Origin of the sequence: Cupriavidus plantarum (genome assembly GCF_905397285.1) — a bacterium.
GTDB classification, from domain to species: Bacteria; Pseudomonadota; Gammaproteobacteria; order Burkholderiales; family Burkholderiaceae; genus Cupriavidus; species Cupriavidus plantarum.
In genome coordinates, this window is the sequence record NZ_CAJPUX010000002.1 from 1,316,543 (window position 1) to 1,326,240 (window position 9,698).

General features: G+C 65.8%; 7 protein-coding genes. All 7 read right to left on the bottom strand.

Features of this window, described 5'->3' with window-relative positions; genetic code table 11:
- Positions 1–19: 19 nt before the first annotated feature.
- Positions 20–1,504: an efflux transporter outer membrane subunit gene (locus tag KHP16_RS14640; protein WP_211960520.1), complete on the bottom strand. Its 1,485-nt coding sequence runs from the start codon at positions 1,502–1,504 to the stop codon at positions 20–22.
- Positions 1,501–4,668, bottom strand: coding sequence for an efflux RND transporter permease subunit (locus tag KHP16_RS14645; protein WP_109584153.1), 3,168 nt, complete (start codon positions 4,666–4,668; stop codon positions 1,501–1,503). Before KHP16_RS14645 ends, KHP16_RS14640 begins: the two co-directional genes overlap by 4 nt.
- The gene (locus tag KHP16_RS14650; protein WP_211960521.1) at positions 4,665–5,888 is read right to left on the bottom strand and encodes an efflux RND transporter periplasmic adaptor subunit; all 1,224 of its coding nucleotides are present in this window, start codon (positions 5,886–5,888) and stop codon (positions 4,665–4,667) included. The genes KHP16_RS14645 and KHP16_RS14650 overlap by 4 nt, the downstream gene beginning before the upstream one ends.
- Before the next feature lie 125 nt (positions 5,889–6,013).
- A complete protein-coding gene (locus tag KHP16_RS14655) occupies positions 6,014–6,388 on the bottom strand; it encodes a response regulator transcription factor (RefSeq protein ID WP_109584151.1) in 375 nt (124 codons plus the stop codon).
- Between the two features lie 83 nt (positions 6,389–6,471).
- Positions 6,472–7,125 (bottom strand): response regulator transcription factor, encoded by a 654-nt coding sequence (locus KHP16_RS14660; protein ID WP_211960522.1) that lies wholly within the window; start codon positions 7,123–7,125, stop codon positions 6,472–6,474.
- A gap of 4 nt (positions 7,126–7,129) precedes the next feature.
- Positions 7,130–8,041, bottom strand: a complete 912-nt coding sequence (locus KHP16_RS14665) for a sensor histidine kinase (RefSeq protein ID WP_244835808.1) — start codon at positions 8,039–8,041, stop codon at positions 7,130–7,132.
- Positions 8,042–8,539: 498 nt separating this feature from the next.
- Entirely contained in the window at positions 8,540–9,448 is a 909-nt protein-coding gene (locus KHP16_RS14670) for a DUF2950 domain-containing protein (protein WP_373561959.1), read from the bottom strand.
- Between the last annotated feature and the right edge of the window lie 250 nt (positions 9,449–9,698).

A 9,698-nucleotide genomic window follows, 5' to 3' on the forward strand; every position in this document is an offset into this window, starting at 1 on the left:
CCTTCGATTTGTCCATGACTCACTCCTTGACGGCGGCCGTGGTGGCCTCGATGCCAGCCTGCGCGCCCGTGCCGGTGGGCCAGCCACCGCCGAGCGCCTTGTAGAGCTGGATCAGCTGGCCGAATTCGGCCCCCCGCAGGCTCGACTGGTCGAGCTGCGCGGCAAACAGCGCGCGTTCGGAATCGAGTACCTCGAGGTAGCTCGTGTACCCGCCTTCGTAACGATCGCGCGCGAGCAAGGCGTAGCGCGAGAGCGCATTCACCTGTTCGTTCTTCGCGTCCAGTTGCCCTTGTGTGCGCTGCACGCTCACCAGCGCGTCGGCCACCTCGCGGAAGGCCGTCTGGATGGCCTGGCGATAGGCATGCAGCGCCTGCGCCTGCCGCGCTTCGGCCTGCCGGACATCGCCCGCGATCGCACCGGCCGTGAAGATCGGCACGCTGACGACGCCGCCGAACGACCACATCTGCGCCGAACCTACCCATAACCCGGACAGCGCGGTACTCGCCGCGCCGAACAGCCCCGTCAGCGAGATGGTCGGAAAATATTGCGCGCGGGCGGCGCCGATCCGCGCATTGGCGGCGACCAGACTCTGCTCCGCCTGCACGAGGTCGGGCCGCTGCGCGAGCAACGCAGAAGGCAATCCCATCGGTACCGTGGGGAGCACCAGTTCGCCGATCTCCTTGCCACGCGGGATGTCGCGCGGATTGTCGCCGAGCAGGAAGGCCAGCAGGTTTTCCTGCAACGCGACCTGCTGACGGAACTGCTCGACCGAGACCTGTGCCGACGCATACTCCGAGCGCGATTGCGAGAACTCGACTTCCGACACCACGCCGCCCTGAAAGCGGTCGCGGAACACGTTGAGCGCGCCTTCGCGGCTGACCAGGGTCTCCCGCGCGATGCGCAGGCGGTTGTCGAGGTCGCGCAGCGTGATATACGCACTGGCCACGGCCGCCGCGACGCTGACCTCGGTCGCGCGCCGCCCCTGTTCGCTCGCGGCCCATTCCGCGCGGGCGGCTTCCGTGAGGCGGCGGATGCGGCCGAAGAGATCGATCTCCCAGGAGGCGTAGACATCGGCGCGCACCTGGTTGAAGGGATTGTCGATCGGGATGACGCTGCCACCGTTATTGCTGAGCCGCTGACGGCCGCCGCCGAACTCGGCGCCGACCTGCGGGAACAGGCCCGCGCGCGCCGCCATCACGCGGCCGTAGTACTCCTCCACGCGCGCGGTGGCGATCAGCAGGTCCTGATTGCGGGAGAGCGCGACCACGATGAGTTCATCGAGCGTGGGATCGCCGATCTGCGACCACCAGTACTCGTCCGAGGCGGGCGCCACCACGGGGGTTTCCGCTGCCGTCACATTTACCGTGGCCACTGATTCCTCGGCGAACCGATAGCGCTCCGGCAGGTCCATCGGCGGCCGCTCGTAGTCCGGGCCGACCGCGCAGCCGCCAAGCGCCATCGCCGCCCCGCAGCCCCACGCGATGCCATGCGCGCGCGCGTTCATACGCTGCCTCCGGTCGGCGCCGCGGAATCTGTGCCGGCGGGCTCCGCCGGCTTCTTCGCCATCTTCTTCTCCGACGCGCGCTCCAGCCCCCAGAAGAACATCGGGATGAAGAACACCGCGATCACCGTTGCCCCCAGCATCCCACCGATCACGCCCGTCCCCAGCGACTGGCGGCTGGCCGCCGACGCGCCGCTGGCAATGGCGAGCGGAATACAACCGAGGATGAAGGCCAGGGACGTCATGATGATCGGCCGCAGCCTTAGCTTGGCCGCCTTCACTGCGGCGTCGTAGGGACTCAGCCCTTCCTTCACGCGCATTTCCACCGCGAACTCGAAGATCAGGATTGCGTTCTTGGCCGCCAGCGCGATCAGCACCGTCAGGCCAATCTGGAAGTAGACGTCGTTCTCCATGCCGCGCATGAGGATGCCGAGCAGCGCGCCGAACAACGCGAAAGGCACGGCCATCAGCACGCCGAACGGCAGCGACCATTTCTCGTATTGCGCGGCGAGGATGAGGAATACCATCAGCAGCGCGAAAGCAAACACCATCGCCGCCGTGGAGCCGGCCTTCTTCTCCTCGTAGGCCTGGCCGCTCCATGCATAGGCGTAGCCGGGCCCGAGCACCTGCGCGGCCACCTCCTCCATCGCCTGCAGCGCCTGACCCGAGCTGTAACCTGGCGCCGCATCGCCCGTGATCTTGGCCGCGGGGAAATTGTTGAAGCGCGTCACCAGGTCCGCGCCGGCTACCCAGCGCGCCGTGGTGACGGCCTTGATCGGCACCATCTCCCCGCGCGCGTTGCGGACGTACACGCGGTCGAGGTCTTCGGGACGCGACCGGTATTCCGGCTCCGCCTGCAGGATGACCTGGAACAGGCGGCTGTTCTTCGGGAACTGGCTCACATATAGCGAGCCAAACATCGTCTGCAGGGCCGAGTACACCTGTTCCACCGGCACGCCCTGCGTTTCCGCGCGCTCGCGGTCGAGGTCCACGAGCAACTGCCGCGACTTCGTGTTGATGGTGGTGCTGATGCCGCGCAGTTCCGGCCGCTGCCGCGCCGCCGCGATGAACGCGCGCGCGCGCTCCTCCAGTTGCTGGTAGGTGCCGTCCCCGGTGCTCTGCAGCCAGAACTCGAACCCGCCCGTGGTGCCGAGGCCGGGGATGGAAGGCGGATTGACCGGTATCACGAGTCCCTCCCGATAGGTCGAGAACTCGCGGTTAGCCTTCGCGATCAGGTTCGCGGCGCTCTCTTCGGGGCCCCGCTCGTGGAAGCTCTTCAGCGTGACGAACAGCGTGCCGGCATTCGCCTTGTTCTGCGAATCGATCAGGCTGTAGCCGTCCGGCGAAGCCACCGACTTGACGCCGGGCTGCTTCGCGAACCACGCCTCGGCGCGCTTCGACAGCTCGCCCGTGCGATCCAGGCTGGCTGCATCGGGCAGGATGACCGCGCCCAGCAGATAGCCCTGATCCTCTACGGGCAGGAACGACGACGGAATACGCGCGAACATCAGCACACTCACCGCCACGAGCGCGGCGACCAATGCCAGCGAGATGACGGCGCGCCGGATCAGCGCCTGCACAGCGCTGCCATAGCCCTCCACCATGCGATCGAAGCTGCGGTTGAACCAGCGGAAGAACCGGTTCTTCTCGTGGCTGCCCGGCTTCAGCAGGATGGCCGCGAGCGCCGGCGACAGCGTAAGCGCGACCACGCCGGAAAGCAGCACCGACACGGCCAGCGTAATGGCGAACTGCTTGTACAACTGCCCCGTGATGCCGGACAGGAAGGCAACGGGTATGAAAACGGCCAGCAGCACGAGCACGATGGCGATCACGGGGCCGCCCACCTCATCCATGGCGGCCTTGGCCGCCTGCCGCGGCGGCATATGGAACTCCATCATGTTGCGCTCGACGTTCTCGATCACCACGATCGCATCGTCCACGACGATGCCGATGGCCAGCACCATGCCGAACAAGGTCAGCATGTTCACGGAGAAGCCGAAGGCCGACATGGCCATGAACGTCCCGATGATCGAGACGGGCACGGCGAGAATCGGCACCAGCGTCGCACGGAAGCTCTGCAGGAACAGATACACGACCAATATCACGAGGATGACCGCGTCGCGCAGCGTGTGGACCACCTCGTTGATGGACTCGTGCACGAACTCGGTCGTATCGAGGGCAATTTCATACTCCATGCCCGGCGGAAAGGTCTTGCGCGCTTCGGCCAGCGTATTGCGGACCTGCTCGGCCACCGCGAGCGCGTTGGCGCCCGGCTGCTGATACACGGCCAGCAGCGTCGCGGTCTTCCCCTTGAAACGGCTGCGCAGCGAATAATCCTTCGAACCGAGCTCCGCACGGCCGATGTCCTTGAGCCTCACCAGCGCGGCATCGCCGGATGCCGCGCGAAGGATGATGTTCTCGAACTCCTTCGGCTCCGTCATGCGGCCCTTCGTCGTGACGGGGAACGTCTGCTTGACGGGCCCGGCGGTCGGAGACTGGCCAATGCGCCCGGCGGAGAACTGCTCGTTCTGGTTGGATACCGCGCTCTTCACGTCCTCTGCCGTGATGCCCAGCTGCGCCATGCGGTCCGGCCGCAGCCAGAGGCGCATCGCGTAGTCAGGTGTGCCGAAGATGGCAGACTGATTGGCGCCCGGGATGCGCTTGAGCGCGTCGAGGATGTAGATGCTCGTGTAGTTATCGACGAAGGTCTGCGGATAGCTGTCGTCCGGCGAGTAGACGGCGATGACCATCATGAAGGCTTGCGAGCGCTTTTCCACCGTGACGCCCTGCCGCGTGACGGCATCCGGCAACGTGGGCAACGCGAGGTTGACGCGGTTCTGCACGTCCACCTGCGCAAGCGACGGATCCGTGCCGATCTCGAAGTACACGGTCAGGGTCATGTTGCCGGTGGACGAACTCGTCGAGGACATGTAAAGCATGTTGTCCGCGCCGTTCACCTCCTGCTCGATGGGCGCCGCCACATTCTGCGCGACGACCTCGGAGCTTGCGCCGGGATAGGTCGTGGATACGGTAATGCTTGGCGGCGTGATGTCCGGAAACTGCGCGATGGGCAGGTTGAAGACGGCCACGAGGCCGCCCACCACGATGATGATGGACAGCACCGATGCGAAGATCGGCCGATCGATGAAAAAGTGCGACAGCTTCATGATGGCTGTCCCTTGCGGGCCACCGCGGCGGGAGCCGATGCGGCGCCGGGCGCGCCTTCCGCCGTGGCCGTGCCGCTGCCGGCGTCCACCGGCTTGACCTTCGCGCCCGGCACAAGCCGCACCGAGCCGTCCACCACCACGGTGTCGCCTTCGCGCAGGCCAGCGCGGACGACCCAGTTGCCCTGCGACCATTCGCCAACGTCGATCACGCGCGACTCGACCTTGTCGTCCTTGCCCACGGTCCACACCGACTGGCCGCGCTCGCCCTGCACGACGGCCTCCTGCGGCACCGTGATGGCGCGCGTGCGCGTGGCGCCCATCACGTAGACCCGCACGAACTGCCCGGGACGCAGCGTGCCGTCGGGGTTCGGCAGTTCCGCGCGGATCAGGTAGGTGCCCGTTTCGGAATTGAACGCGGCATCGGCGAACGCGATACGGCCCCGATGCCTGTACTTCGTCCCATCGGCAAGCACGACCTCCACCTCCATGCTGCCGCGGGCCGGCATCTTGAGCTCGCCGGATGCCTGCTGCGCCTGATTCTTGAGCACCTCATTCTCCGAGAGGCTGAAGTTGACCCAGATGGGGTCCAGCTTGGCCACGTACGTGAGGAGGCTGTTGGTGGCGTCGATGTACGAGCCAACCTGCTTCTTCGCGTAGCTCGACAGGCCCGCCACGGGGGACGCGATGGTCGTGTAGCCGAGGTTCAGCTTCGCGTTGGTCACGTTGGCCTTGGCCTGCTCCACCGCGGCGGCGGCCGCCTGCTCGTTGCCCGTCGCGTCGTCGAGGTCCTTCTGGCTCAAGGCATTGCGCGCCGCGAGCGGGCGCACGCGCGCGAGATTGGACCGCGCGGTGGTCAGTCGCGCCTGTTGTTGCGCAAGCTCTGCCTGGGCTGCATCGAGCGCGGCCTTGAACGGCTTCTGGTCCATCCGGAACAGCAGCTGGCCGGCCTTGACCAGGGCGCCTTCCGTGTACAGGCGTTCTTCGAGGAAGCCATTGACGCGGGCCCGAATCTCCACCTGCTGCGAGCTCTGCGTCTCGCCCACGAACTCGTACGTCAATGGCACATCGCGCAATGCCACGCGTATCACGCCCACCTCGGCCACCGGCGCGGCGGCCGGCGCCTTGGCCTCCTGCTTCTGGCATGCCGCAAGCAGCACGATGGCCGTCAGCAGCGCGATGCGCGCGCCGGGCGCAAGTCCGGAATCCAGTCGAATATCCATCGTCCGCCCCTTGCTAGCGGGACCGCATGATCAGCGGCATCTTCTGCTCCCTCTCGGTGCTGATATGAGTGTGCGCCGTGCCATCCATTTCGCAATTGGACCAAGGACCAAACCGCGCCGCGGCGCTAGGCCATCGCCTCCCGGACGAGTTCGATTAGCTGGCGTCCGTCGAACGGTTTGCGGAGATAGCCGATGGCGCCCGCGGACAGGGCCCTGTCGCGCGCTTCCGGAAGGTCGTGGGCGGTGATGAAGATGACGGCGGGGGCGCGGCCCGAGAGATGGCCCTGCACTTCGAGGCCGTCCATCTCGGGCATGCAGACGTCGAGGATGACGCAGGCCGGACGGTAGTCAGGTTGTGCCGCCATTCGCGCCAGCAGCGCGGTACCGGTCGTAAAGGTATCGACCGCGATGCTCGCGGAGCGCAGCAGGCGCGCAGTGGCCCGCGCGACCGATGCGTCGTCGTCCACCACTACCGCGAAGCGAGGGATAGGCCCTAACATTCACAGGATGCCCGTTACCAAGTTAGATACTCTCAAGGCTAAGTAACAGTGCGGCGCTGCGATATTGGCCCATGGTCCACCGATCAGCCCATCCTGGGTCCTGGCCTTGGCCACGGCGATTCGCGGCGCGCCGCGCAAAGCCCCATCCGGTCCGCGATGCGCACGAGCGCGGGCAACGAGTCGACCTCCAGCTTTTGCATGACATGCGCGCGATGGACCTTGATGGTCTTCTCGACGGTGCCGAGTTCGCTGGCGACCTGCTTGTTACGGATGCCCGTGACGACCCAGGTCAGCACCTCGCGCTCGCGCGGCGTGAGCCGATCGATCTTCTCGCGCAGGATCCTGAGTTCGCGCTCCCGCGCGAACAGGTCCGCCGCGCAGACGCAACCCTTCTCCACCGCGGCGAGGAGATCGGTGTCGGACACGGGTTTCTCCAGGAACTCGATGGCGCCGGCCTGCATGGCCTGCACGGCGCGCGTCACGTCCCCATGGCCGCTGAGGAAGATCACTGGGACCCGGCGCTGGAGGACCCGCTGCAGCATGAGCCCATCCATGCCTGGCATCATCAGGTCGAGCAGCACACAGGCCGGGCCCGCATCGAGGTCGGCCTCCTCGAGAAAAGCCTGCGCGGATCCGAACGTTGACACCATGTGTCCATGGGCCGTCAAGATCCTGCCCAATGCACGCCGTACGCTATCGTCGTCATCCACGATATGAACTGTCGCCCTCGCATGCATACCCTCACCTCCATTGGAACACCGCGGTGCCGGTGGTCCGGTGACAAAGCGTCAGTGCTTCCTGCGGCAGGACGCATTCGAACGTCATGCCGCCGCCGCTATTGCGAATGGCCTGGATATGGCCGCCGTTGCGCTCCATCAGCGCGCGGCTGAGCGACAGGCCCACCCCCATGCCCTTCGGCTTCGAGGAATAGAAAGGGCGAAAGATCTTGTCGAGATCGTCGGCCGCGACGCCGGCCCCGTTGTCCTGCACGGCCATCCTGACTTCATGGTCCAACGCCCTGGCCCGTACCGTGATCCGGCGATCGTGGCTCGAGCGTCCCGATGCGACGGCGTCCAGTGCATTGACCAGAAGGTTCAGCAGCACGAGCCGGATCTCCACCGGATCGCCTACGGCACGCGGCAGCGCCTCCGGGATGTCGCGCTCGATCGCCACGCAGCGCGCGGTTGCGTTGGCCCGTGCCAGATCCAGGGCCTGCTCCACCACGTCCGCCACGTTGAACGGCACCATGCGCGGTGCCTCGCCGAGCACGAGCGCCCGTACGCCTCGCACGATGTCGCTCGCGCGCGAGGCGTCATCGACCATGTCGTCGACGATCTCCTTGAGCAACTCCTTGTTGAACTCGCTAGCGGCAAGAAACTCGCGCGCCGCATGCGCGTTGCTGGTGATCGCGGTCAGCGGCTGGTTGAGTTCGTGCGCGAGAGATCCCGCGAGTTCGGCAATGCCGGATTGCGGCAGCATCTCGGCCAGCGGGCCGCGCAATGTCATCCGGACCGGTTCCCTCGGGCGCCAGGGCTCCCGTGGCATGCCTTCCCGTGGCACCCGGCGTCCGGCGCGCGGCGGCTGCATCAGGATCGCGCAGCCGGCGCCCAGGACTGCGGCGATGTAGAGCATCCACGCCGATGATCGTCGCATGGCGGACCCGCGTCAGATGCCCGGCTTCCCGAACTTGCTGGCTTCGGGCGACAGGTCCGCCATGGGACCGGCATGGGTAAGGACGAACGCGATGACTGGTGCCATGATGCCTCCCGTGTGCAGAATCACTGCCTTTTTCGGACAAGCGGGCAAGGCCCGCACGGGGGCGAAGATATGGATCCATGACTCTCAACGAGAGCGCGCGCCGCTGCACCGCGTCATGGAAGCCCGACGAGATGCCGCACCACCCCTGAATGGTGACTAAGCCTGCCTGCGATGGTTATGTATTGTTCTGGCGTTTGTGACATACAAGCTAGGTCGACCATATACGCATTGCAAACTTTACTTTTTTCGAGCCAGTTCAAATTAAAAGTCTGATTAAGAAATATCGTTTATTCCGACCGATAAACCATGGGCGCTCATTGCCTGCGCCGGAAAGAATCGAATTGTATTCCATCTGCGACTTAAATAAATTCGAAAAAAAGTACGCTGAAAAGACTATGGCTGCAACGCGGCGGCCTGAGCGGAAACCTCGCTCCAGCCGCGCCCGGGATCGAACGTCTCGATTGCGGCCGCCCGCGCGGCGGTATCGGGACCCATGTCGCGCTCGTATACCTTGCCGTCGTGGCTCACCATGAAACTCTTGATGCCTGTGTCGCCATAGCGCGCGGGCCAGGCGAGCACCGCGAAGCCTCCGAACAGCTGGCCGTTGACAAGATACGCATAGGCGCCTCCGTTCGCGGATGGACCCTGGGCGGTCAGCAGCTTGTAGCGATAGCCGTTATAGCCATCGCCACCGCGGTGCCTCGTCACGGCGTCGATAAAGGCGGGGCCCAGCGGGCTCTCTGGCTCGCCGGGTTGCGTGGGCCAGTAGAGGCCGTCTATTTTTCCGGGGCTGCTGACCAGCTTGCGCGCGTAAACGGACATGCCGTTGGGCCCGTGATTGGCATCGGCATATTCCCGCTGCGCATCGTAGATGGCGAGCATCGTCTGGATCGTGGCGAGCTCGTTGCGGCCGATTCGCCGGAAGCGCATCTCCTCCAGCCCGGCGGGCATGTCGAAGCGCCATTTGCCGTGGGACTGCACGAGGGGCACTGGCAGCGTCCAGCCATCGTTCCCCACCGCCACGCGTGCATTGGCGGTGCCTTCCGGCACGATGCGGTGCGACTGGCTCCATGCCGCGAGAAATCGATAACGTAAATCGGCACCGAGCGGTGGAATAACATCGCGGGATATCGGACCGAGCAGACTCTGCAATGCGGTGTCATCGCTTGTTGCAATGGCATCGCCAAATGCGTTCATTGCGGCTTCCGGGGTATCGAATCCGCGCTGGCCGTATGCGGCGACGGGGCCGATCCACAGCATTGCACAGACCAGCCATGCGCTAGCGGCGTATCGGTTTGGCATGGCAGTTCGTCTTGGCGTTGACGAGGGGCGCAGGTCGGGCGTGGTCATGTTTGCGATGTTCCGGTGACTTGAGGGGGCATGCGGGCGGGGTCTTGCCGCGGACTGTTCTGTTATCGACGGCCGCCTCGGCCGCCGCCACCGCCGCGACCGCCGGCAAAACCGCCTCCGCCGCCGCCGCGTGCGCCGGCGCTGAAACCGCCGCCGCCGCCGCCTCCGCCGCCGCTGAAGCCACCGCCACCGCCGCGCTGTG